The sequence below is a fragment of the Shewanella sp. GXUN23E genome, assembly GCF_050865035.1.
Lineage (GTDB): Bacteria > Pseudomonadota > Gammaproteobacteria > Enterobacterales > Shewanellaceae > Shewanella.
This window is the reverse complement of sequence record NZ_JBOZWP010000012.1, coordinates 73687-97023: the sequence shown is the minus strand read 5'-3', so window position 1 is coordinate 97023 and position 23337 is coordinate 73687. Positions and strand designations below refer to the sequence as shown.

The 23337-nt window shown below is 55.9% G+C and carries 19 protein-coding genes and 1 pseudogene; 9 read left to right on the top strand and 11 right to left on the bottom strand.

Annotation, left to right across the window (positions count from 1 at the left end):
* Positions 1 to 12 precede the first annotated feature (12 nt).
* The 3 genes from ACRRUX_RS12120 to ACRRUX_RS12110 all read right to left on the bottom strand — a co-directional run bounded on the left by ACRRUX_RS12120 (position 13) and on the right by ACRRUX_RS12110 (position 4083).
* Positions 13 to 1170: an acyl-CoA dehydrogenase family protein gene (locus ACRRUX_RS12120; RefSeq protein WP_432530620.1), complete on the bottom strand. Its 1158-nt coding sequence runs from the start codon at positions 1168 to 1170 to the stop codon at positions 13 to 15.
* 112 nt (positions 1171 to 1282) lie between these two features.
* Entirely contained in the window at positions 1283 to 2776 is a 1494-nt protein-coding gene (locus ACRRUX_RS12115) for a CoA-acylating methylmalonate-semialdehyde dehydrogenase (protein WP_432530618.1), read from the bottom strand.
* 122 nt (positions 2777 to 2898) lie between these two features.
* Complete coding sequence (locus ACRRUX_RS12110) at positions 2899 to 4083, bottom strand: thiolase family protein (RefSeq protein ID WP_432530616.1); 1185 nt, start codon at positions 4081 to 4083, stop codon at positions 2899 to 2901.
* A gap of 670 nt (positions 4084 to 4753) precedes the next feature.
* On the opposite strand from ACRRUX_RS12110, the gene ACRRUX_RS12105 reads away from it, so the two are divergent.
* Positions 4754 to 5128 (top strand): hypothetical protein, encoded by a 375-nt coding sequence (locus tag ACRRUX_RS12105; RefSeq protein WP_432530614.1) that lies wholly within the window; start codon positions 4754 to 4756, stop codon positions 5126 to 5128.
* Positions 5129 to 5344: 216 nt separating this feature from the next.
* Here the strand turns inward: ACRRUX_RS12105 and metA are convergent, their stop codons facing one another.
* Together metA and ACRRUX_RS12095 are read right to left on the bottom strand one after the other, a co-directional pair.
* Positions 5345 to 6283 carry a homoserine O-succinyltransferase MetA gene (gene metA, locus ACRRUX_RS12100; RefSeq protein WP_432530612.1) on the bottom strand — a complete coding sequence of 313 codons (939 nt, stop codon included), beginning with the start codon at positions 6281 to 6283 and terminating at the stop codon, positions 5345 to 5347.
* Positions 6284 to 6330: 47 nt separating this feature from the next.
* Positions 6331 to 6735 carry a YbaY family lipoprotein gene (locus tag ACRRUX_RS12095; RefSeq protein WP_432530610.1) on the bottom strand — a complete coding sequence of 135 codons (405 nt, stop codon included), beginning with the start codon at positions 6733 to 6735 and terminating at the stop codon, positions 6331 to 6333.
* A gap of 116 nt (positions 6736 to 6851) precedes the next feature.
* Between ACRRUX_RS12095 and ACRRUX_RS12090 the strand changes: the two genes are divergently transcribed.
* On the top strand, positions 6852 to 7604 hold the full coding sequence (locus ACRRUX_RS12090) for an SDR family NAD(P)-dependent oxidoreductase (protein ID WP_432530607.1): 753 nt from the start codon (positions 6852 to 6854) through the stop codon (positions 7602 to 7604).
* 97 nt (positions 7605 to 7701) lie between these two features.
* Here ACRRUX_RS12090 and ompW read toward each other — a convergent pair whose 3' ends face one another.
* The 4 genes from ompW to tesB form a co-directional block, all read right to left on the bottom strand.
* A complete protein-coding gene (gene ompW / locus ACRRUX_RS12085; RefSeq protein ID WP_432530605.1) occupies positions 7702 to 8382 on the bottom strand; it encodes an outer membrane protein OmpW in 681 nt (226 codons plus the stop codon).
* A 171-nt stretch (positions 8383 to 8553) separates the two neighbouring features.
* Complete coding sequence (locus ACRRUX_RS12080; RefSeq protein WP_432530603.1) at positions 8554 to 9117, bottom strand: nucleotidyltransferase family protein; 564 nt, start codon at positions 9115 to 9117, stop codon at positions 8554 to 8556.
* A 77-nt stretch (positions 9118 to 9194) separates the two neighbouring features.
* Positions 9195 to 9593, bottom strand: a complete 399-nt coding sequence (locus ACRRUX_RS12075) for a YbaY family lipoprotein (RefSeq protein WP_432530601.1) — start codon at positions 9591 to 9593, stop codon at positions 9195 to 9197.
* 1 nt (position 9594) lies between these two features.
* Positions 9595 to 10461 (bottom strand): acyl-CoA thioesterase II, encoded by an 867-nt coding sequence (tesB, locus tag ACRRUX_RS12070; RefSeq protein WP_432530599.1) that lies wholly within the window; start codon positions 10459 to 10461, stop codon positions 9595 to 9597.
* Between the two features lie 464 nt (positions 10462 to 10925).
* On the opposite strand from tesB, the pseudogene ACRRUX_RS12065 reads away from it, so the two are divergent.
* Positions 10926 to 11804 (top strand): annotated as a pseudogene (locus ACRRUX_RS12065) (1,4-dihydroxy-2-naphthoate polyprenyltransferase); the annotation flags it as partial.
* Between the two features lie 306 nt (positions 11805 to 12110).
* Here ACRRUX_RS12065 and gndA read toward each other — a convergent pair.
* Together gndA and ACRRUX_RS12055 are read right to left on the bottom strand one after the other, a co-directional pair.
* Complete coding sequence (gndA, locus tag ACRRUX_RS12060) at positions 12111 to 13631, bottom strand: NADP-dependent phosphogluconate dehydrogenase (protein ID WP_432530597.1); 1521 nt, start codon at positions 13629 to 13631, stop codon at positions 12111 to 12113.
* A gap of 177 nt (positions 13632 to 13808) precedes the next feature.
* Positions 13809 to 15701 carry a propionyl-CoA synthetase gene (locus ACRRUX_RS12055; RefSeq protein ID WP_432530595.1) on the bottom strand — a complete coding sequence of 631 codons (1893 nt, stop codon included), beginning with the start codon at positions 15699 to 15701 and terminating at the stop codon, positions 13809 to 13811.
* Positions 15702 to 15950: 249 nt separating this feature from the next.
* Between ACRRUX_RS12055 and ACRRUX_RS12050 the strand changes: the two genes are divergently transcribed.
* The 6 genes from ACRRUX_RS12050 to ACRRUX_RS12025 all read left to right on the top strand — a co-directional run bounded on the left by ACRRUX_RS12050 (position 15951) and on the right by ACRRUX_RS12025 (position 23244).
* On the top strand, positions 15951 to 16355 hold the full coding sequence (locus ACRRUX_RS12050; protein WP_432530593.1) for a MerR family transcriptional regulator: 405 nt from the start codon (positions 15951 to 15953) through the stop codon (positions 16353 to 16355).
* Positions 16356 to 16543: 188 nt separating this feature from the next.
* Entirely contained in the window at positions 16544 to 17713 is a 1170-nt protein-coding gene (locus ACRRUX_RS12045; protein ID WP_432530591.1) for an isovaleryl-CoA dehydrogenase, read from the top strand.
* Between the two features lie 65 nt (positions 17714 to 17778).
* Positions 17779 to 19386: a carboxyl transferase domain-containing protein gene (locus ACRRUX_RS12040; RefSeq protein ID WP_432530589.1), complete on the top strand. Its 1608-nt coding sequence runs from the start codon at positions 17779 to 17781 to the stop codon at positions 19384 to 19386.
* Between the two features lie 10 nt (positions 19387 to 19396).
* The gene (locus tag ACRRUX_RS12035; protein WP_432530587.1) at positions 19397 to 20212 is read left to right on the top strand and encodes an enoyl-CoA hydratase-related protein; all 816 of its coding nucleotides are present in this window, start codon (positions 19397 to 19399) and stop codon (positions 20210 to 20212) included.
* Positions 20202 to 22358 carry a biotin carboxylase N-terminal domain-containing protein gene (locus ACRRUX_RS12030; protein WP_432530585.1) on the top strand — a complete coding sequence of 719 codons (2157 nt, stop codon included), beginning with the start codon at positions 20202 to 20204 and terminating at the stop codon, positions 22356 to 22358. Before ACRRUX_RS12035 ends, ACRRUX_RS12030 begins: the two co-directional genes overlap by 11 nt.
* Positions 22348 to 23244 carry a hydroxymethylglutaryl-CoA lyase gene (locus ACRRUX_RS12025; protein WP_432530583.1) on the top strand — a complete coding sequence of 299 codons (897 nt, stop codon included), beginning with the start codon at positions 22348 to 22350 and terminating at the stop codon, positions 23242 to 23244. Before ACRRUX_RS12030 ends, ACRRUX_RS12025 begins: the two co-directional genes overlap by 11 nt.
* Positions 23245 to 23337: the final 93 nt, after the last annotated feature.

Sequence of the window (23337 nt, the reverse complement as noted above, 5' to 3'; positions counted from 1 at the left end):
GGCCAACGCCGGTCAGCGAATGTCACCCACATGCTCATCGAGCAGACGGCGGGCAATGATCAGGCGCATAATCTCGTTGGTGCCTTCGAGGATCTGGTGCACCCGCACATCGCGGAAATGGCGCTCCAGCGGATATTCACGAATGTAGCCATAGCCGCCATGCAACTGCAGCGCGGCATCACACACCTGAAAGCCGACATCGGTGGCAAAACGTTTGGCCATGGCGCAATAGGCGGTGGCCTCCGGATCTCTGTTATCAAGCTTGAACGCAGCCAGCCGCACCATCTGACGCGCGGCCACCAGCTCAGTGGCCATATCCGCCAGCTTGAACTGCAGCGCCTGAAAAGCCGCCAGCGGCTTACCAAATTGCTTGCGTTCTTTAAGATACTCAGTGGCTCTGTCGAGCGCCGCCTGCGCCGTGCCCACCGAGCAGGTCGCGATATTGATGCGGCCGCCATCCAGCCCTTTCATGGCGAAGGTAAAGCCCTGACCTTCCTGCCCCAGCAGGTTGGACACGGGCACCCGCACGGCTTCAAAGGTGACCAATCGGGTGGGCTGGGCATTCCAGCCCATCTTGTGCTCGGCCTTGCCATACACAATCCCGGGCGCATCGGCGGGGATCGCGATGGCAGAAATGCCTTTGGGGCCCTCAGCCCCGGTGCGGCACATCACCACCAGCATTTCAGTGGCACCGGCGCCTGAGATAAACATCTTGGAGCCGGAAATCACATACTCATCCCCCTCGCGCACCGCTTTGGTCTGCAGCGATGCGGCATCACTGCCGCTGCCGGGTTCAGTCAAACAGTAGGACGCCAGTTTCTGCCCGGTCGTCAGGGCTTCGCTCCACTCGGCGCGCAGGGTTTCGCTGCCCCAGGTAGTGATCATCCAGGTCGCCATATTGTGAATGGTGAGCATGGCGGTGGTGGCCGTACAGCCCATGGCCAGCTCTTCAAAGATGATGGCCGCATCCAGACGACTCAGTCCCATGCCACCTTCACCTTCCGGTGAATACAAAGAGCAGAAGCCCAGCTCCCCGGCTTTATGGATCACTTCCTTGGGAAAATAATGCTCTTCATCCCAGCGGGCGGCGTGAGGCGCCAGCTCATCGGCGGCAAACTGACGGGCCAGTTCGGCAAACTGACGCTGATCTTCGTTGAGATTGAAATTCATCTGACAACTCCTGTTGCTTGTATCCTTGGCTTGTATCTTTGCGCTCCAGCTCTGCTGAAGCCGGTATCTTTTTAACAAACGGGATGCCTGACAGCATCCCGTTTGACATCCATCAGCGCAGGGCAATGGTCATATTGGGGCCGGACGGAATATCATCCTCGAACCAGCGGGCGGTAATGGTTTTGGTTTCAGTGAAAAAACGCACCGCCTGCTTGCCATAGGCGTGCTGATCGCCATAGAAACTGCCCTTCCAGCCGGTGAACGAGAAAAACGGCAGGGGGACAGGAATGGGTACGTTGATACCCACCTGACCCACTTCGATTTCGTGCTGGTATTTACGGGCGGCAGCGCCGCTGGCGGTGAAGATAGAAGTGCCGTTGCCATAAGGGCTGGCATTGACCAGGGCTATCGCGTCTTCCAGTGAGTCCGACTCCACACAGCACAGTACCGGGCCAAAAATTTCTTCCCGGTAAATGGTCATCTCAGGGGTGACCTTGGTGAACATGGTCGGCCCCACCCAGTTACCTGACTCATACCCTTCAACGGTAAAGTCTGAGCCATCCAGCAGACACTCAGCGCCTTCTTCCTTGCCTTTGGCGATCAGGCCCAGCACCCTTGCCTTGGCCTGTGGGCTGATCAGCGGGCCGTAACCTGCCTCTTTGTCATCCCACAATCCGGGACGAACCGCCGCCAGACGCTCTTTCAGCTCAGGGATCCACTCTTTGGCCTTGCCGACAAACACCGCCACCGAAATCGCCATGCAGCGCTGACCTGCCGCGCCCACAGAGGCCCCCACCAGGTTGTTGAGCACCTGCTCTTTATTGGCATCAGGCATGATCACACTGTGGTTTTTGGCACCGGCGAATGCCTGTACCCGCTTGAGGTGGTCAGTGCCTGTCTTGTACACATACTGGCCGACACCCACAGAGCCGACGAAAGAGATCGCCTTGATATCAGGATGCGTCAGCAAAATATCCACTGCGCTCTTGTCACCATGCACCAGCTGCAGCACACCTTTGGGGGCACCGGCCTGTTCAAACAGTTCAGCCAGTCGCAGCGGGGTCATGGGGTCCTGCTCGGAGGGCTTGAGTACGAAGGTATTGCCGCAGGCAATGGCCAGCGGGAACATCCACAGCGGGATCATCGCCGGGAAGTTAAACGGGGTAATGCCGGCGCAGACGCCCAAAGGCTGGGTGTAGCTGTAGGTATCAATTTTACGGGCGACGTTTTCCACGGTTTCGCCCATCAGCAAAGACGCGATATTGCAGGCGTGCTCGGCCACTTCAATGCCGCGCCACACATCACCTTTGGCATCTTCAAAGGTTTTACCGGTTTCCTTGGCCAGTATGGTCGCCAGTTCATCATGGTGTTCTTTAAGCAGATGCTGGTAGCGCAGCATCACCCTGGCACGCTCGGATACCGGCGTTTCTTTCCAGCTGGCAAAGGCGGCTTTGGCACTTTTGATGGCAGCATGTACTTCATCATCGGTGGCACAATTAATGTGGGCGATTGGCTGGTTGTTGGCCGGGTTGGTGACTGTGATCTGACGGGTGCCGTTACCCTGGGTAAATTCGCCGTCGATGTAATGGTTGATTAGCGTGGTCATGTTCTGGTCCTGTTGATTATTCGCGTTCCCTGTGGCCTTCAACCCGCTGGAAGTTGACCGGTAGCCGGGAAAAACTTGCCAAAGAAACAGGGCCGCATCGCGTCACGATGCAGCCCTGCGGGTTATTCAATCTCGATTGCCATGGCCGTGGCTTCGCCGCCACCGATACACAGACTGGCAACACCGCGCCTCAGCCCCTGATTGCGCAGGGCATGGATCAGGGTCACCAGAATACGGGCACCGGAGCAGCCGATGGGATGACCCAGGGCGCAGGCGCCGCCATGCACATTCACTTTAGTTTCATCCAGCCCCAGCTCAGAAATGGCCAGCATGGTGACCATGGCGAAGGCTTCGTTGATCTCATACAGATCTACTTCATCCTTGCTCCAGCCAGTTTTGGCAAACAGCTTGTTCATGGCGCCAACCGGCGCTGTGGTAAAGGCCGCAGGCTCCTGGGCATGAGTAGTGTGACCACGGATCACTGCCAGCACGTCCAGCCCAAGCTCAGCCGCCTTTTCACGGGAGGTGACCATCAGCGCCGCCGCACCATCGGAAATGGATGAGGAATTGGCGGCCGTGATGGTGCCATCTTTGGCAAACGCCGGACGCAGGGTTGGAATCTTTTCCGGGCGGGCATTGCCCGGCTGCTCATCGGTATCGATAACCAGCTCGCCCTGACGGGCAGCCACAGAGACAGGCACAATTTCCTGATTGAAAGCACCGGAGGCAATCGCGGTAATGGCCTTTTGCAGTGATGACAGCGCAAACGCATCCATCTGCTCACGGCTGATGCCAAAATCATCTGCGGTTTTCTGCGCAAAGGTGCCCATGGCGCCGCCTGTGTAGGCGTCTTCCAGACCATCAAGGAACATATGATCAAGCACCTTGCCATGCCCCATGCGCATACCGCCACGGGCTTTATCCAGCAGATACGGCGCCTGACTCATGCTCTCCATGCCACCGGCAATCACCAGTTCAGCACTGCCGGCTTTCACCAGATCATGAGCCAGCATCACGGTTTTCATGCCTGAGCCGCACACCTTATTGACGGTAGTGGCACCAACGCTCAGTGACAGCCCTGCACCCAGTGTTGCCTGTCTGGCCGGTGCCTGCTTAAGCCCAGCTGGCAACACGCAGCCCATCAGCACCTCGTCCACCAACTCACCGGCAATACCAGTGTCAGTCATTAGCCCTTTAATGGCTGTCGCTGCCAGTTGCGGCGCAGGTACAGTGGCCAAACTGCCCTGAAAGCCTCCCATAGGGGTGCGCCTGGCCGCCACAATCACAATATCCTTTTCAGTGCTCATAACCACTCCGATTGCTTGTATCTGCCTCCTGTCGCTATCACAGAAAGCCTTTGATTGCTCAAATAACAGCACTGTGACGTTTACGCGAACGTAAAGCAAGTGTTAATTAGTCTAATGCATTCGCTTTACTCCCTGACAAATGTCACTCTGAATTTACAAAACGCCCGCCCGGCACCATGCTGCCAGCGGGCATAGTGAAGTGACTCACACTGGTCATACCCCTGAGGCAAGTGGTGGCCCTCTGTCACGTGATAGCCATCCGCGATGGAAATAGCCTTAAGCGATGGAGATGGACTTAGCACTAAGCGAAGGAAATAGCCCTAAGCGATGGAGATGGACTTAGCCCTAAGCGCTCGAAACAGCCTTAAGCCATCGCAATAGCCCCGCCCTCCCGGCATCAGCGCTTTAGCATTAGCTTTGAGCCAAGGGCTCTCAGCATTCATCATCAGGCGTTACGGCGAAGCCCGCTCATTTCAGCACAGGCTTTCAGCTTGGCTAACGCAGATTCTTGAATGGTTGGTATTGAACGTTGACGAATAACTGCCGGGGAAGTTGGCAGTTATATAAGGGATGACAGCCCGGTCGAGATCCGGCAAGGTAAAAATTAAACAAGGTCGGCCAACGGCAAGCTGGGGCTTGCCGGCTGCACCATCAGGGAGAAAGCCGTCATATGCCAGTCAAATCCGCACCACAGCAAACAATCTCCACAGCCCACACTGCGAATCCAGCTCACTCAGCGCACGGACCAACACTGAAATCGGCCTTTGCAACACTGCAAATAGGTGCCGCCCGCTCCGATGGCACACTGTATCTGACCAATACCGAGGTTCTGTTCGAGCCCCTGAGCAAAGCGCTCAGTCTGGGACGCTGCCGGTTCAGTCGGCAGGCCATCTCTGAGGTTCAACAATGTCTTGGTAAAGGCGCGGGGATATTGCCGTTAACCCGGGATGCCATTCGCATTACCCTCAATAGCGGCGAACATTATGAGTTCGTTCTGGCCAATCCCGACCAATGGATTAACGCGCTGCAGGCCGTCGCCGGCTAAGCTGCGCCACAACTGGGGCTGGAATTTACCGGAATACTTGCCAACGGCGCTTAGCGGTGAGGTAAGGTCTGTTGCGATACGTGCAGATCCGCACGGATGCAGTCATGGATTCATATCACCGAATATCGAAAGGCCTGTCGCCAAATATCGTGAAATGCGATGTGGTATCCGCCCGGTTATTCCGACAACCGGGAAGATACCGAATGAGCACGGCGCTTATGACTCCCAGGGCGTCATGGCATTCATATCATGCAGATCATAAGGCGTCAGCTGATAAACATAATAGTTAAGCCAGTTGCTCACCAGCAAACTGCCATGCCCGAACCAGCGGGCCACGGCCTCGTGCTGTGGATTGTCATTGGCAAAGTAATTTTGCGGAATATCCGGCTCCAGCCCTTCTCCCAGATCCCGGAAGTACTCATCCCGCAATGTATGTTTCTGATATTCCGGATGGCCGGTCACAAACAGCTTGCGGTTATCTTTTGACAAAATCAGGTAGGCACCGGCTTCATCGGAGTGCGCCAGTACATTGAGCTCGGGATGGGCCTCCAATTTGGCCAGCGGAATTTCTGCATAGCGCGAATGCGGCGCAAAAAACTCATCATCGAAACCACGCAGCAACGGATAAGGCTGACTGGCACGCCGGTGGGGAAATACCCCGGAGCGTTTGCGTGCCAGCAATTCACGCTCCAGACCATACAGATGGTACAGACCGGCATGAGCCGCCCAGCACAGATACAGGGTTGAGGTGACATGGGTTTGCGACCAGTCGATAATCTCCTGAATCTTGCTCCAGAAGGTCACTTCTTCGTAAGGCACCTGGCCCAGCGGCGCACCGGTAATGATTAGGCCGTCATAGTTATTGCTGCGCACCTCATCAAAATCCCGGTAAAAGGTATTCATATGATCTGTCGGAGTATGTTTGGAGACTTTGTCATGAATACGCAGCAGGTCCACGTCCACCTGCAGCGGCGTGTTACCCAATAATCTCAGCAGCTGGGTTTCAGTTTCAATTTTGTTGGGCATCAGATTCAGGATAAGCACCTTCATCGGGCGAATATCCTGATTGGCTGCGCGGGTTTCCGACATAACGAAGATATTTTCGGAAATAAGCACCCCGGCAGCGGGGAGATTGTCTGGGATCCTGACCGGCATACTGCGCCTCTTCCTTAGTAATGGCAGGCGCAGTATCCGGCTCTGGATTAATGGCCTACCTTGTTCAACAGTACTGATATCGGCTCGCTGGCATTCAAGTCGACGTTATAAGCCTGAGTGTTGATGAACAGCAGCTGATCCCCCAACATAATGCGGGCACCGATGGCATAGGTATGACCAGGCTCAAACTGATCTCTGGCCATCACAAAGGAGAAAGTGGACGGCGTACTGACATCGTCACGCACCATCTCGGCAATCACTTCTGCCGGCGCATCAGCGCGGGAAACGTCTTTAAGCTGCACAGTCAACACCGCATCCGGTGGCAGCGCAATACGTTCGCGGTACCAGACCTCACCGTGGATATCCACTGTGGCATTCTGGGTAGCACAGCCACTCATCAATCCGGACACCAATACCAGCGGGGCGGCGATGAATTTAATCCATTTGTTCATAAACTCTCCTAAATCATACATTAAGACTTCTGGATGTCTACACTTCCAGATATAAATCTTGAAGTCACCTGTGGTTGTTCCTATGATAAGCGCCCCTAGGTTTGCCCGAAACCCATATGACTCAAGCGACTGCAATAATTATTGGCGCCAGCTCACAATTGAGCCGTGAAATTGCCAAACAACTCAGTGAACAACAGGTGAAGCTGGCATTATTGGTGCCCTCCCCCGACACCATCGCCGACTTTGCCGCGAGCCTGCCCGGTGATATCAGTGTTCATGCGCTGGATATTTATGCTCCCGACACCGCCATCGCGCAACTTGAACAGGTATGGCAGGAGCTGGGCGGCGCACATCTGGTGCTGGTCAATACCGGGGTTAATCATTATGACCCTGAGCTGCCCTGGGCACCGCAGGAAGATATTATCAAGGTCAATGTCACCGGCTTTGCCGCCATGTGCAACACCGCCTTTAATCTGCTGCGGTCACAGGGCTACGGCCAACTGGGCGCCATCAATTCCGTCGCCGGTCTGCGTGGGGGACCCAGCATGTCCTATCACGCCTCCAAAGCCTTTGCCCAGAATTACCTCGAAGGCCTGTCGATGCACGCCCAGCGCCTGAAACTGCCGATTACCATTACCGATATTCAATTGGGTATGCTGGATAAAGCCGCGATGCAGGGCGCTAAGATGTGGCTGGCACCTTTGCCTGTAGTGGCCAAACAGATCCTGTCAGCGTTGGCAAAAGGCAAACGCCGCGCCTACGTTCCCAAGCGCTGGATTATTGTGGCCTGGATGACCCGTTTGCTGCCGGAGTTTATTTACAACACCCGCCGCTGGAAGAAAAAACAGAAAAAGCAACAAGCGGAATAACGCCGGGTAACAGACAGAAAAAAGCCGGCTTACGCCGGCATAAATCGGAGCACCTGGGGAGAGTGCTCCAGCAGAAGACAGGGAACGAAGACTGTCTTTAGAAAACGTAACCGACGCTGATCATGTAGACCCAGGGATCGATGTCAGCTTTGTATTCCAGTGGACCGGCAACGGTATCAAATTTCACATCAGTGCTGATATCGGCGTACCAGATTGAACCATTCACCAGCCAGTTTTTGTTAACCTGATAGTCCAGACCTACCTGAGCAGCAACGCCCCAGGAATTGGACAGGCTCAGATTATCCAGCTTCAGATTAGTGCCAAGAGCCTGCTCAACTTTCGCATTGGCATCCGATTTAAATTCGTTATCAAAGAAGTTGGTGAAGTTCACCCCCAAACCGATATAAGGACGCAGTTTGGACTGGGCATCACCGAAATAGTACTGGGCAACCAGAGTCGGTGGCAGGTGCTTGGTTTCAGCGATATCAATCCCTGCCAATGAAACTGTGTGCTTGAATGGGGTCGCGGCCAGCAGTTCAATACCGATATTGTCGGTAATCATATAACCAAAGTTCAAACCCAGTTGCGTGTTGTTATCAACGGAGAATTCACCCAAATTTGGCAAACCCAATCCCGTTAAATCTACATCCTGACTCGACTCATTGGGCGCTACCATCACCGCACCGGCACGCACAATAATATCACCGGCCTGGTGAGCCAATGCAGGAGCAGAAATCAGGGTGGCAGCAATCAACGCAGACAGCACAGACTTTTTCATTTTCACTCTCCATAACAACAACGCAAAACGCTGTTTTGTTCACATCCTTAACAAGTTGTGAATACACTGCCAAACTGTGTTGCCAAATAAATTGATCTCTATCAAGTAAATGAGGTTGCAGAATATTTCACCAGTATTAAGTCGATCTGGATCACATATTTCACTGATTTGTTACATGCATTCAACGGATAACCCGGGGTAAGTATCGAGCCAGCCTTTGCCGGCAATCCGCTGCAAAAACAGCTGGCGTTCGCGTTTAATATTGTGGCTGATACCGCCATCAAACAGGCAGGCGAAGCCAAATGCACTGATAAGCTCAAGCTCGTTGTTGGCATTAAGCCTCACGGCCACCGCGGTTTGCCGCTCTGGCCAGAAGGACATGGCATCCAGCACGCTGTGGTAAGGCCGGTCGCCATTGCGCACATGCATACGAGCCTGATTCTTGACTGACCAGGGCAACTCCCCGGCAATCGCACCAAGTTGCAGTTCCAGTTGCCTGTCATATTGAGACAGCAGATTGTGCTGGCCGAAATAAATGACATCCAAATCATTCAGCGGCAATGCGGTCTCACGATAAAGTCTGTCCCATACCAGATTGCGCACAAATCCAGCCGCCAGCCACAGCTCATCGCCCGTTTGCGCGGCAACCCGGGCCACGGTTTGCAACATCACCATTCGCGCTATGTCCTGCGAAAGCCAGTGAGTGATCTGGCGTCTGGCGCTGACTTCATCCAATGCGATTCTCCTGCTGAGTAACGTTCATAACAACCTTAACCGGACGCATAAAAAAAGGCCCCTTTCGGGGCCCTGATTTACTGGCCGACCGGCTTCATCAGCACTTCTGTGGTAAATTTGCCGTTATTAATAACCGGATAACGGTTGAAGGTCTGGAACAGCACCTGTCCCTTGTAGGTGATCATTGCCACAACCCCGTAATTGACCCTGGGCGCCACAGTTTCCGGTGGCAGAATAAACTTGAACGGCACCGGCACACGCGCGATTTCAAAGGTTTTTTGCGCCAGAATAGAGCCGGGAGTATCCAGATCAATAATGGCAATATTGATGACAGCCCCCGGAGGCAAGGCCACCCGTTCAAGGTAACCGGCAGCACCGTTAACAATCACCGGCTTGGGTGGTTCGACTGTCACACAGGCAGAGATCCCCAGGATCAATGTGCACAATGCCAGCACGCGCACCAGACTGTTGAGCATATTATTTTCCTCCCTTGTAACGCATGAGGCCTTCCTGCGTGGTGGATGCCACCAGGTCGCCGGCCTGATTGAAGAACTGACCACGCACAAAGCCACGTCCGCCAACCGCATTGGGGCTGTCGATGCTGTACAACAACCATTCATTGAAGTTAACCGGACGGTGGAACCACATAGCGTGATCTATCGTGGCAAACCGCATCCCCGGCGTCAGGAAAGACACGCCGTGGGGCTGGGCGGCTGTCACCAGGAAATTGAAATCCGAGGCATAAGCCAGCAGATATTCGTGTACACAGGTATCCGCAGGCAAGTTGCCATTGACCCGCATCCATACATGACGCACAGGCTCACAGGTCGCAGGGGCGATAGGATCCAGCGGCTCAACCAAACGCATCTCAATCGGCGCATCCGCCACAAAGGCCTCGAGGATTTTTGGCGGTACCTTATCCTGCATGGTCATGGCGGCCTGCTGTTGATTCATCAGCCCCTCTGGCCCGGGAACCTGCGGCATGGGAGCATGATGGCTGAAACCGGCCTCAGGCGTCTGGAACGAACAGGTCATATAAAATATCGGCTGACCTTTCTGAATCGCCTTCACCCGGCGGGCACTGAAACTGCCGCCATCGCGCATAATTTCAACATCATACACAATCGGCTGCTTCTCATCGCCCGCCCGCAGAAAATAGGCGTGAAAAGAGTGCACCATCCGACCGGGCTCCACCGTCTGACGGGCAGCGCTCAGCGCCTGCCCCATCACCTGACCACCAAATACATGGCCCAAACCAATATCCTGACTCTGGCCACGAAACAGTCCCAGTTCGATGGGCTCCAGTGACAACAAAGACACTAAATCATTTAAAACCTGACTCATGATTACCACTTAATGGAATAAATTGAAGCTGTAAGTCGGAGCGTCAGTATAACCTGCTGTCGCGTGGAGAAAAGGCCAATAACCATTTGATTTCATCCCGGGCATATTTCAGCCACAGTGAGCTCAGGCGCAAAGCGTCTGCCCACGGCTCATTGGTCCGTCATCCAGCGGTCCTGTGCCACCGACGGCGGCTGCCAGCCAAATCCGGCTCTATACCGCTCACCAGGACTGTCTCAACTGCCGCGGGAAATCGGGCAGTGTTGACCCGTTGCCCGGACGAAATCATCAGGTCCGGGCAGGACAAAGCTATAGCGCTTGTTAAAAGGAATGAACAGCCAGGAGATCAGTTCCTGTCCATAAGAGGTATAAATTAATACAGAAAAACGGTAACATGTGCGCCCTTCCGACAGGCTGTCAACACGCCCGGCGGAACAGGTCCCTGAACACTTGCAACAGAAATGAACATGAACAATCCCTGGATTCTCGCCATTCGCCCCCGCACTTTGCCTGCAGCCATCGGCCCTTTGCTGGTCGGAAATATGCTGGCACTGCGACTGGACTCTTTCAGCCTGACCATCGCCCTGCTGTCTACCGCCTGCGCGGTACTGTTGCAGATCGCGGTAAATCTGGCCAATGACTATTTCGATTTTAAAAACGGTATCGACACCGAAGAGCGTCTCGGCCCGGTGCGGGTCACTCAAAGTGGTCTGCTGTCACCCAAGGCGGTGCGCAACGCCATGATCCTGTCGCTGATCGCAGCGGTCGCCGTTGGCATGTTTCTGATTGCCCATGGCGGCTGGATCATCGCCCTGCTGGCGCTGTTTGCCGTACTGGGCGCGCTGGGCTACAGCGGCGGTCCTTATCCACTGGCCTCCCACGGTCTTGGGGAAGTGGCCGCATTCGTGTTTTTTGGTCTGGTGGCCGTGGTCGGTGCCTATTTTCTGCAGGCCGGTACCACCAGCACCGATGCCTGGCTGCTGGGCAGCGCCATCGGTTTTTTCAACGCCGCCATCATGCTGGTGAACAATACCCGGGACATTCAAACCGATACCAAAGCCAACAAACGTACCCTGGCAGTGCGCATTGGTGAAGGTCGTGCCAAAGATCTGTATCAGGCGCTGGTATACCTGCCCTTTGGCCTGATCATAGGTGGCTTTCTGGTGGGAGTTCTGCCCGGTTGGCCGGTGCTGCTGGCCGGTCCGGCCTTGCTGATGGCCCGCAGTCTGAGCAGCGCCTTTCAGCACACCAGCGGTCAGGCTCTTAACCCGTTACTGGGACGCACCGCCAAGCTGACCATGGTGTTCAGCTTCCTGTTCAGTGCTGGTTTGATACTGCCGCAATAAGCCCGGTTCAACACGGCCAATACCGACCCCAACAAAAAGGCTTCGCGCCATCACAGCGCGAAGCCTTTTACATACCAACTTCATTAATAGTTTGATCAATTCAGAGCGTGTCAGGGATGCTGATTCAAGGCGCATTGATTGACTCAGGGTGGCTCCCTTTGAGAGCAATGCAACACAGAAGCAGGATGCCCGACACGCTCACGCAGTGCGGCAATGCTCTTGATTCTGTGTTGAGCTGTCTCAAGTGCATTGAACGCCCGCTGAAACAGATCAACGATTAAATGAAATTGTTATAAATCCCCGCCATCAGTTGACTTTAACCAGATCCCGGGGCGAGTGGCTCCAGTTCAGATGATACTTTTCAGCTGCCGGTTTATCGGTACGCTCGAAGGTGTGAGCGCCGAAATAATCCCGCTGCCCCTGCAATAAGTTGGCAGGCAATACGGCCGTGCGGTAACTGTCGTAATAACTCAGCGCACTGCTGATACAGGGCATGGGGATCCCCAGCATGACGCCATGGGCAACCACCTGCCGCCAGCGCTGCTGATGAGTGGCCAGCATGTCGGCAAACGATGATGCCCCCAACAGGTGGGCCAGCTCAGGCTCGGCGTCAAAGGCATCTGCAATCTGCTGCAGGAACCCGGCGCGGATAATACAACCGGCGCGCCAGATGCGGGCAATATCGGCAAACTGCAGCTGCCAGCCCTGCTCACTGGCATTCATCGCCATCAGTTGAAAACCCTGCGCATAACAGGCCACTTTAGCGCACAGCAGCGCCGACTCCAGCGCATCGATAAAGCCGTCGCGGTCAGCGACCTGATAATCCGAAGACGCCGTCAGCTCGCGCGATAACTGCTGTCGCAGCGGCTTTTGATTGCTGACAGCCCGGGCATACACAGCTTCGGCGATGGTTGGCGCGGGACAACCCAGCTGCAAACTGGATACCGCGGTCCACAGCCCCGTTCCTTTCTGCCCGGCCTTATCCAGAATCACTTCCACCAGCGGCGAGCCGGTCAGCGGATCCTGCTGGGACAGAATGTCAGCACTGATCTCCATCAGATAGGAGTTCAGCGGCCCATTGTTCCAGCGGGCAAATACCTGACCTATCTCAGCCGCCGCCATGCCAAGGCCGGCAGACAGCAGATGATAGGCTTCGCAGATAAGTTGCATATCGGCATATTCAATGCCGTTGTGTACCATCTTCACATAATGACCGGCACCGGCGGGGCCTATGTAAGCCGCGCAGGGCTCGCCGGCCACAGGTGCCTGACCGGGCGCCGTGCGCTCAACCGGCTGCCCGCTTTGCGGGTCGACCTTGGCGGCAATCGCCTGCCAGATGGGGGCCAGATGCGTCCAGGCTGCTACACTGCCGCTGGGCATCAGGCAGGGACCGAATCGGGCACCCATTTCGCCACCGGAAATCGCTGAACTGAAGAAATGAAACTTGCCGCTGTATTGCTGCTCACGCTTGATGGTATCGGTCCACAGGCTGTTGCCTGTGTCTACTACGATATCGTCCGTCTCAATACCGGCATTGAGCAATGACTGACACACAGCATCCACAGAGGCGCCGGCAGGAACTGACAACACCAGTAATCTGGGCCTGGCCAGGCTGGCGAGCAGCGAGGGTAAATCAGTAAATCCCGAAAGACGAGCCGGGGTGCCGAATTCTTGTTGTGCTTGTTGCTCGGCGGCGCGGATTTTGGCGACGTCCAGGTCAAAGGCGGAGACAGCATATCCATTGTCGGCAATATTAAGTGCCAGATTTTTGCCCATCACGCCCAGACCAATGACACCAATCGCCGCAACGGATGTTTCATGTTGCATTAAATGGGTTTCCAAAGACTGGGGAAAAATCACGGGCGCGATTATAACGGTAACCTTGGCGCAAATTCCAGCACACAATCTGTTACATCAAAACAACAGGAGGCATCTCATGATGCCTCCTGATTCTTTATTGGTCAGATTGTCGGCAAACCGTCGCAGGGGTTACCTGAAGAAAAATCAGGCGTATCCCAACTTGGCCAGCGCCTCTTTAACTAACTCCAGCGTCAACGGATCTTCGATGGTAGCCGGGATTTTCAGCGGCTGATGCGCCGCAATCTGGCGCATGGTACCCCGCAGGATTTTCCCTGAGCGGGTCTTGGGCAGTTTGGGGATAGCCGTCACCAGCTTAAATGCCGCTACCGGGCCGATTTCATTGCGCACCAGCGCCACCAGCTCCTGCTGCAACTGCGCCTCTGAAATATCCACTCCATTACGCAGCACCACCAGCCCCAGCGGCAACTGACCTTTCAATTTATCCTCAACCCCGATCACCGCCGCTTCCGCCACGGCGTCATGCTGGCACAACACTTCCTCAAAGCGGCCGGTGGACAGTCGGTGTCCGGCCACATTAATGATGTCATCGATACGGCTCATGATGTACAGATAACCGTCCTCATCCAGATAACCGGCATCCCCGGTCAGGTAGTAGCCCGGATACATGGACAGATAGCTGTCCTCGTAGCGTTTGTCATTGCCCCAGAGGGTCATCAGGGTTCCCGGCGGCAGCGGCAGCTTAATGACCACATTGCCTGAAGTATTGGGCGCCACAGGCTGCCCCGATTCATCCAGCACCTCCACCTGATAGCCAGGTACAGCCTGCGCCGGTGAGCCGGGTTTAATCGCCACCGGATCTGTCCCCATCAGGTTGGCGGCCACCGGCCAGCCGGTTTCTGTCTGCCACCAGTGATCGATCACCGGCTTACCCAGTTTTTCCGATGCCCAGTTGAGGGTATCGGGATCGCAGCGCTCTCCGGCCAGATACAGGGTATCCAGGCAATCCAGATTGATTTCCCGGATAAACTCACCATCGGGGTCTTCCCGCTTGATGGCGCGAATGGCGGTGGGGGCAGTAAAGAAACTCTTCACCCCATATTGATTGATTGTCCGCCAGAATGTCCCTGCATCGGGCGTACCCACCGGCTTGCCTTCAAACAGCAAACTGGTAGCCCCCACCAGCAGCGGTCCGTAGACAATATAAGAGTGACCCACCACCCAGCCGACATCGGATGCCGCCCAGAACACATCACCGGCTTGAATGTTGTAGATATGCTTCATCGACCAGGCCAGCGCCACCGCATGCCCGCCGTTGTCGCGCACCACGCCTTTGGGCTGACCTGTGGTGCCTGAGGTGTAAAGAATATACAGAGGATCAGTGGCTTTTACCGGCACACAACCTAGCTGCGGCGAGCCAGGCACCACTTCGTCCCAGTCATGATCCCGCCCCGGCTGCATCTGCGCCTGGCACTGGGGCCGATTGAGAATAAGGCAATCGCTTACCTGATGGGCAGACTGGCGCAAAGCCTCATCCAGCAATGGCTTGTACTGCACCACACCGGAAGGCTCGATGCCACAGGAGGCGCTGATCACCACTTTGGGTTTGGCATCATTGATGCGGGTTGCCAGCTCATTGGCGGCAAAGCCACCAAACACCACTGAATGAATCGCCCCTATACGGGCACAGGCCAGCATGGCAACTGCAGTTTGGGGCACCATCGGCATATAGATAACCACCCTGTCGCCCTTCTGTACTCCAATGGAATGCAGAAATCCGGCAACCCGACTGACCTGCTCAAGTAACTCGCGGTAACTGATCGCCTGCTCAACACCGGTGACCGGGCTGACATACTGGATAGCGGTTTGGTCACCCAAACCGGCGGCCACATGGCGATCCACCGCGTTATAACAGGTATTGAGCTCACCACCGGCGTACCACTGATAAAAAGGTGCCCGACTGTCATCCAGCACCTTGTCCCACAGGGTGTGCCAATCGATAGCGCTGGCCGCTCTGCTCCAATAACCATCCCTGTCCGTCAGCGCCTGAGTCCGTAACTGCTCGCCCATGCTCCCCATACAACCTCCGCTTTTCATCCTTCGCCGGGTAAGTGAAACCGGGATCCCGCTGAACGAAATTCCGGCATATCCCTGACTAGATCTCATGTCCGCGTAATTTTGAGAATTAGACTTTGGGTTGAGACAAAGCTCAGACAAGCCCGCCAACGCCCATAGTGACAGCAAATTATTAACATTAAGCAGGCGACAATCTTTACCTTTACGTAAACTTCATATAAGGTGCTTAAAAACAATACACAGAGTCTGTCGATGAACACCAACCAAGCCCTACAAACCACATATTCAATCAGTGATTTATCAAAAGAATTTGATATTACCACCCGAAGCATTCGGTTTTATGAAGATCAGGGGCTGCTCAAACCCAAACGCCGTGGTCAGACCCGCATCTACAGTCTGAAAGACAGAGTGCGCCTGAAGCTGATCCTGCGCGGCAAACGCCTTGGATTCTCACTGGCGGAAACCCGTCGTTTGTTTGAGCTCTACGATGCAGATAAAAGCAGCACCACTCAGCTCAATACTATGCTTGAGCTGATTGAAGAAAAGAAGACAGCGCTGCAGCAGCAGATGGACGACATCAAAGTGGTATTGATGGAACTCAACTCAGCCGAGCAGCAGTGCCTGGGTGCGCTGGAAGACAGCAGAGTCAAAGGTTAACCGGAATATCGCAACGCCAAAAGTACACAAGAGCATCAGCTCACAGAGAATCTGAATAACAACAATAAGTTGCGCACCTGCTGACAGGAAAGCCAAAAGAAGCTGACCGAAGCAGACTGACGCAACCGGAGGCAAAAGCCTCCACAGGACCCAATAAGTCGCCCAACAAGACACAAGGATAAGTAACCATGAGCCTGCTCTACACCAGCCTGAACTTCGGTTTGGGTGAAGAGATTGACATGCTGCGGGACGCAGTCAGTCAGTTTGCCAGCAACGAAATTGCCCCCATCGCGGCCAAAGTCGATGAGCAAAACGCCTTTCCCAATGAGCTCTGGCCGGTACTGGGCGACATGGGGCTGCTGGGGATCACAGTGGCTGAAGAGTATGGTGGCGCCGGTATGGGTTATCTGGCTCATGTGGTGGCCATGGAAGAGTTATCCCGCGCTTCGGCCTCTATCGGTCTGTCCTACGGCGCCCACTCCAATCTGTGCGTCAACCAGATCAACCGCAATGGCACCGAGGCCCAAAAAGCCAGATACCTGCCCAAGCTGATTAGCGGCGAGCACATCGGCGCGCTGGCCATGAGCGAGCCCAATGCCGGTTCGGATGTGGTGTCGATGAAGTTAACCGCCCGCAAACAGGGCGATCGCTACGTCCTCAATGGCAACAAGATGTGGATCACCAACGGCCCGGATGCGCACACCTATGTGATTTACGCCAAAACCGATGCCGATAAAGGCCCGCACGGTATCACCGCCTTCATCGTTGAGCGAGGTTTCAAGGGCTTCAGTCAGGCACAGAAGCTGGACAAGCTGGGGATGCGCGGCTCCAACACCTGTGAGCTGGTGTTTCAGGATTGCGAAGTGCCGGAGGAAAACATTCTGGGCGGCCTGAATAATGGCGTGAAAGTACTGATGAGCGGCCTGGATTATGAGCGCGTAGTGCTGTCTGGTGGCCCACTGGGGATCATGACCGCCTGCATGGACATAGTGGTGCCCTACATCCACGAGCGGCAGCAGTTTGGTAAATGCATTGGTGAGTTTCAGCTGGTGCAGGGCAAACTGGCCGACATGTACACCGGCATGAATGCCGCCAAATCCTACATCTACAATGTCGCCAAAGCCTGCGATCGCGGTGAAACCACCCGCAAGGATGCTGCCGGGGCGATTCTGTACTCCGCTGAGCTGGCCACCAAAATGGCGCTGGATGCCATTCAGCTGCTCGGCGGTAACGGCTACATCAACGAATACGCCACAGGTCGTCTGCTCAGGGATGCCAAGCTGTATGAAATAGGCGCCGGCACCTCGGAGATCCGTCGCATGTTGATTGGCCGCGAGCTGTTCAACGAGTCCCGTTAACGCCCAGGCCAGCCCTTTTCAGGCTGGCCTGACTTTGCCGACGCAACCCAAAATAAGGAAGTGTTGTGGTGCAATTCAACTCCCGAATCAATCCCAAAAGTGCTGAGTTTCAGGCCAAAGCCGCCGATATGCAGGCGTTGGTGGATGACTTGCAGCAAAAGGTTCACACCATTATGCAGGGCGGCGGCAAGACGGCCTGCGAGCGACACACGGCCCGCGGCAAGCTGCTGCCCAGAGAGCGGGTCGAGCGCCTGCTGGATGCCGGTTCCCCCTTTCTGGAGGTGGGCCAGTTCGCCGCCTTTGAGGTGTATGACGAAGCCGTGCCTGCCGCCGGGGTCATTGCCGGTATTGGCCGGGTCAGCGGCGTCGAGTGCATGATCATCGCCAATGATGCCACGGTCAAAGGTGGCACCTACTATCCGCTGACCGTGAAAAAACACCTGCGCGCTCAGGAGATTGCCGAGCGCTGTCACCTGCCCTGCATCTATCTGGTGGACTCAGGCGGTGCCAACCTGCCCCGCCAGGATGAAGTGTTCCCCGACAGGGACCACTTCGGCCGCATCTTCTTCAATCAGGCGCGCATGTCGGCCAAAGGCATTCCCCAGATTGCCGTGGTGATGGGATTGTGCACCGCAGGTGGCGCCTATGTACCGGCCATGGCCGATGAGTCGATTATCGTCAAAGAACAGGGCACCATTTTTCTGGCCGGGCCGCCGCTGGTGAAAGCCGCGACCGGAGAAGAGGTCAGCGCCGAAGAGCTGGGCGGCGGTGATGTGCATACCCGCATCTCAGGGGTGGCAGATCATCTGGCGCTCAATGATGAGCATGCACTGGAGCTGGCGCGCCAGGCGATCACCCGCCTGAATCATCAAAAGCCGCTGGCGATTGAGCTGAAACCTGCCAAGGCTCCCAGGTACGACATCCATGAGCTGTACGGCATAGTCGGCACAGATCTGAAAAAGCCTTTCGATGTCAAAGAGGTGATTGCCCGCCTAGTGGATGACTCAGATTTTGACGAGTTCAAGGCCAACTATGGTGCCACTCTGGTGTGCGGCTTTGCCCGCATCTATGGCTATCCGGTGGGCATAGTCGCCAACAATGGCATTTTGTTTTCTGAATCCGCCCAGAAGGGCGCGCACTTTATCGAGCTGTGCTGCCAGCGCAAAATTCCGCTGCTGTTTCTGCAGAACATCACCGGCTTTATGGTGGGCAAGAAGTACGAACATGAAGGCATTGCCAAACACGGCGCCAAGATGGTCACCGCAGTATCCTGCGCCAGCGTGCCCAAATTCACTGTGCTGATTGGCGGCTCCTATGGCGCCGGCAACTATGGCATGTGTGGCCGCGCCTTTAATCCCACCATGATGTGGATGTGGCCCAATGCCCGCATCTCTGTGATGGGTGGTGAGCAGGCCGCCGGCGTGCTGGCCACGGTCAAGCGTGATGGGCTGGCCCGTCAGGGGGTAGAGTGGAGCCGCGAAGAGGAAACGGCGTTCAAAAAGCCCATCGTCGAGCAATATGACAAAGAGGGTCATCCCTACCATGCCAGTGCCCGCCTGTGGGATGACGGCATCATTGACCCGGCCCAGACCCGGGAAGTGGTAGGACTGGCACTGGCCGCCGCGCTCAATGCGCCCATCGAAGAGACCCGCTTTGGCGTGTTTCGGATGTAAGGGGGCAGACATGGATTATCAATACATCAGCACCCGGGTAGAGCATGGCGTTGCCAGCCTTGTTCTCAATCGCACCGACAAACACAACGCCTTTGATGAGGTGATGATTGCCGAAATGCGCTCGGCGCTGACGGCGCTGGCACAAAGCGATTGTCACTTACTGGTGCTCAAAGCCGAAGGTAAGCATTTCAGCGCCGGAGCCGATCTGCACTGGATGCGCAAACAGGCCGGCATGGATCTGCCACAAAACCTTGACGATGCGCGGCAACTCGCCGGTTTGATGCAGCAGCTCGATACTTTCCCCCGGCCGACACTGGCACTGGTGAACGGCGCAGCCTTTGGCGGCGCACTGGGACTTGTCTGCGCCTGTGACATCGCCATTGCCAGCCCCAATGCCAGTTTTTGTCTGAGCGAAGTCAAACTCGGGCTTATTCCGGCGGCGATCAGCCCCTATGTGCTGCGGGCCATGGGCGAGCGGCAGGCGCGCCGCTATATGTTAAGCGCTGAAAAATTCGATGCCCACACCGCGCTGTCGCTGGGCGTGGTACACCAGCTTGCCGATAACCTCCCAGCCGCGGAAGCCGCCATGACAGCCCAGCTGCTTGGCAACAGCCCGCAGGCCATGACCTGGTGTAAAACCCTTATCGCCCACCAGCAAAGTGGTGTCATCGATGCAGGGATCATTGATTACACCAGTGAGCAAATCGCCCGCATCCGGGTGTCTGAAGAAGGTCAGGAAGGACTCAACGCCTTTTTCGACAAGCGCCAACCCGCCTGGTGTCAGGCCAGTGTTCAGCCATCAGGAGAAGGCAAGCATGCTGACTAAACTCGTTATTGCCAACCGCGGTGAAATTGCCTGCCGTGTGATCCGTACCGCCAGAGCCATGGGCATCAAAACCGTCGCCCTCTACTCAGATGCCGACGCTCAGGCCCGTCATGTCGAGATGGCCGATGAAGCCGTGTATCTGGGGCCAAGCGCGCCAGGCGAATCCTATCTCAGAGGCGATCTGATCCTGCAAATCGCCAAAAATTGCGGCGCCGATGCCATTCATCCGGGCTACGGCTTTTTATCGGAAAACGCCGGATTTGCCCGCGCCTGCGAGCAGGCAGGCATCCGTTTTGTCGGCCCGGGCAGTGATGCCATTGATGCCATGGGCAGCAAAAGTGCCGCCAAAGCCATTATGGAAAAAGCCGGTGTGCCACTGGTACCCGGCTATCACGGTGATGATCAGAGCGATGCTGTGTTGCTGGCGGAGTCGACGCGCATTGGCTATCCGCAACTGATCAAAGCCGCCTTCGGTGGCGGCGGAAAAGGCATGCGGGTAGTGGAGTCTGCCAAAGAGATCCAGGAAGCCATCGATTCAGCCCGCCGCGAAGCCCGCTCGGCCTTTGGCAACGACAAACTGCTGATTGAGCGTTATCTGCGCAAGCCCCGCCACGTGGAAGTGCAGGTATTTGCCGATACCCATGGCAACTGTGTGTACCTGTCTGATCGCGACTGCTCGGTGCAGCGCCGTCATCAAAAAGTGATTGAAGAAGCCCCGGCACCCGGGTTATCGGATGCGCTGCGCAAGCAGATGGGTGAAGCCGCAGTGGCGGCGGCCCGCGCCATCGATTATGTCGGTGCCGGCACAGTGGAGTTTCTGCTGGATACCGAGGCCAATACCGGAGCAAAAAGCGGGGCCAATACTGGGGCAAAAAGCGGGGATCAGCAAAGCTTCTTCTTTATGGAAATGAACACCCGCCTGCAGGTGGAGCATCCGGTCACAGAGATGGTCACCGCCCAGGATCTGGTGCGCTGGCAACTGCTGGTTGCCGCAGGCGAGGTGCTGCCACTGATGCAGCATGAGATCCGCATTCAGGGCCATGCCTTTGAGTCGCGCATCTATGCCGAAGATCCCGCCAATCACTTTCTGCCGGCCTGCGGCACAGTGCAGTTTTTACGTGAGCCGGTACAAGATGCTCATGTGCGCATTGACTCAGGCGTGCGTCAGGGCGATGAGATCAGTAACTTCTACGACCCCATGATCGCCAAGCTGATCACCTGGGATGTCGACAGAAGCGCGGCGCTGAGCCGCATGGCCAGTGCACTGGATGAGTTCAAACTGACAGGGCTTAAGCACAATATCGCGTTTCTGGCGCGCATCTGCCGTCACCCGCAGTTTGCTGCCGCGCAGCTGTGTACCGATTTTATAGAGCGCAATCAAACCCTGCTGCTGACAGAGCAAACCGTGGATAACACCGCCGCCCTGCCTTTGGCCGCCCTGTACCGCCTGCTGTGGGATAACGCTCAGCAGCACGCCGCTGCTCAGGCAGGAAAACTGGCCGAGCCGGATTCGCCCTGGCAACAGTTCAGCGGCATGCGCCTGGGCGCCCCCAGCCGTTTTGATGTGATGCTGCAGGATGATGAACATCAGGTGCATGAACTGATCCTGACCCGCTCGGCCAATGGCGAATATCTGCTGATGGCTGGCGAGCAGCCTATCCGCCTGCGCGGTGAGCTGACAGCGGATGGCATGACGCTGACCCTCAACGGCCATCGCATGACCATCACAGTGGCACGCATGGGCGATGACTTTACCCTGTTTATGCCACTGCCGGATGCCGGGATTGCACCTGTGCATTTTCGCGCCGTGAAGACTCACAATGAGGACAGTGGCGATACTCACGCCAATCCCCTCAATGCACCGATGAACGGCACAGTGGTGACCCATCTGGTGGAAGTTGGGGCCAAGGTCACCAAGGGCCAGGGGCTGATGGTGATGGAAGCCATGAAGATGGAGTACACCATTACCGCCCCGGCGGATGGCAAAGTCAGCGAGTTTTTCTTCAAGGCCGGTGAACTGGTCAGTGATGGCATTTTGCTGCTGGCCTTTGACGCAGACACAAGCGCAGACGCAGACTCGGGCACAGGAGCTGACCCGAGTAACACAGGAAAAGCCAGGCAAGCGGAGGTGACAGATGCGCGCTAAGCAGATCAGCCTGTTTGAAGTCGGTGCCAGAGACGGCCTGCAGAACGAACGCGCTGTGCCGCTAGAGGCCAAAATTGCGTTGATTAATGCACTGGCAGAGGCTGGGGTAAAGCGCATCGAAACCGGCAGTTTCGTGTCACCCAAGTGGGTGCCGCAGATGGCCGACAGTCAGGCGGTGTTTGCCGGCATCACCCGTCACACAGGTGTGCGCTACAGCGCCCTGACTCCAAATATGCAGGGACTGGCAGGAGCCATTGACGCCAGAGCCGATGAAGTGGCGGTGTTTGCCTCCGCCTCTGAGGCCTTCAGTCAGCGCAACATCAACTGCTCCATTGAGGAGTCAATTGAGCGGTTTATCCCGCTGATAGACAAAGCAAAACAGCTAAATTTGCCGGTGCGCGGTTATGTCTCCTGCACCCTGGGTTGTCCCTATGAAGGTGAGATAGCTGTCAGCGAAGTGGTACGGGTGTCTGAGATCCTTTACAAACTCGGCGTCTATGAGATCTCCCTGGGGGACACCATAGGCATTGGCACACCGGATAAGGCCCGTAATATGCTCAAAGCCGTGGCAGAAAAAGTGCCGGTTGAGCAGCTGGCCCTGCATTTTCACGATACCCGCGGCCAGGCGCTGGCCAACATTCTGGCCTGTCTGGATACCGGCGTCAGCACCATAGACACCTCAGTTGCGGGTCTGGGTGGCTGCCCCTATGCCAAAGGCGCTTCGGGTAATCTGGCGAGTGAAGATCTGGTGTACATGCTTCATGGCATGGGCATAGAGACAGGCATAGATCTGCTGAAACTGGCGCACGCCGGGCATGAGATCAGCCGCGTTCTGGGCCGCCCCAGTGGCTCAAAAGTGGCGCTGGCACTGGGCAAGCCTGAATAACACAGTCAATACAGCCGGCAGCCACTGGTGCATTCAGGCGGTCGGCCAACAAGGATAACAACAGGGCAGCCTTGGCTGCCCAACGCAAGGAGT

Bases quoted from the DNA above. Each gene is read 5' to 3' on its own strand.
- ACRRUX_RS12120 (WP_432530620.1), bottom strand. From the start codon at position 1,170: ATGAATTTCAATCTCAACGAAGATCAGCGTCAGTTTGCCGAACTGGCC.
- ACRRUX_RS12115 (WP_432530618.1), bottom strand. From the start codon at position 2,776: ATGACCACGCTAATCAACCATTACATCGACGGCGAATTTACCCAGGGT.
- ACRRUX_RS12110 (WP_432530616.1), bottom strand. From the start codon at position 4,083: ATGAGCACTGAAAAGGATATTGTGATTGTGGCGGCCAGGCGCACCCCT.
- ACRRUX_RS12105 (WP_432530614.1), top strand. From the start codon at position 4,754: ATGCCAGTCAAATCCGCACCACAGCAAACAATCTCCACAGCCCACACT.
- metA (WP_432530612.1), bottom strand. From the start codon at position 6,283: ATGCCGGTCAGGATCCCAGACAATCTCCCCGCTGCCGGGGTGCTTATT.
- ACRRUX_RS12095 (WP_432530610.1), bottom strand. From the start codon at position 6,735: ATGAACAAATGGATTAAATTCATCGCCGCCCCGCTGGTATTGGTGTCC.
- ACRRUX_RS12090 (WP_432530607.1), top strand. From the start codon at position 6,852: ATGACTCAAGCGACTGCAATAATTATTGGCGCCAGCTCACAATTGAGC.
- ompW (WP_432530605.1), bottom strand. From the start codon at position 8,382: ATGAAAAAGTCTGTGCTGTCTGCGTTGATTGCTGCCACCCTGATTTCT.
- ACRRUX_RS12075 (WP_432530601.1), bottom strand. From the start codon at position 9,593: ATGCTCAACAGTCTGGTGCGCGTGCTGGCATTGTGCACATTGATCCTG.
- tesB (WP_432530599.1), bottom strand. From the start codon at position 10,461: ATGAGTCAGGTTTTAAATGATTTAGTGTCTTTGTTGTCACTGGAGCCC.
- gndA (WP_432530597.1), bottom strand. From the start codon at position 13,631: ATGCAACATGAAACATCCGTTGCGGCGATTGGTGTCATTGGTCTGGGC.
- ACRRUX_RS12055 (WP_432530595.1), bottom strand. From the start codon at position 15,701: ATGGGGAGCATGGGCGAGCAGTTACGGACTCAGGCGCTGACGGACAGG.
- ACRRUX_RS12050 (WP_432530593.1), top strand. From the start codon at position 15,951: ATGAACACCAACCAAGCCCTACAAACCACATATTCAATCAGTGATTTA.
- ACRRUX_RS12045 (WP_432530591.1), top strand. From the start codon at position 16,544: ATGAGCCTGCTCTACACCAGCCTGAACTTCGGTTTGGGTGAAGAGATT.
- ACRRUX_RS12035 (WP_432530587.1), top strand. From the start codon at position 19,397: ATGGATTATCAATACATCAGCACCCGGGTAGAGCATGGCGTTGCCAGC.
- ACRRUX_RS12030 (WP_432530585.1), top strand. From the start codon at position 20,202: ATGCTGACTAAACTCGTTATTGCCAACCGCGGTGAAATTGCCTGCCGT.
- ACRRUX_RS12025 (WP_432530583.1), top strand. From the start codon at position 22,348: ATGCGCGCTAAGCAGATCAGCCTGTTTGAAGTCGGTGCCAGAGACGGC.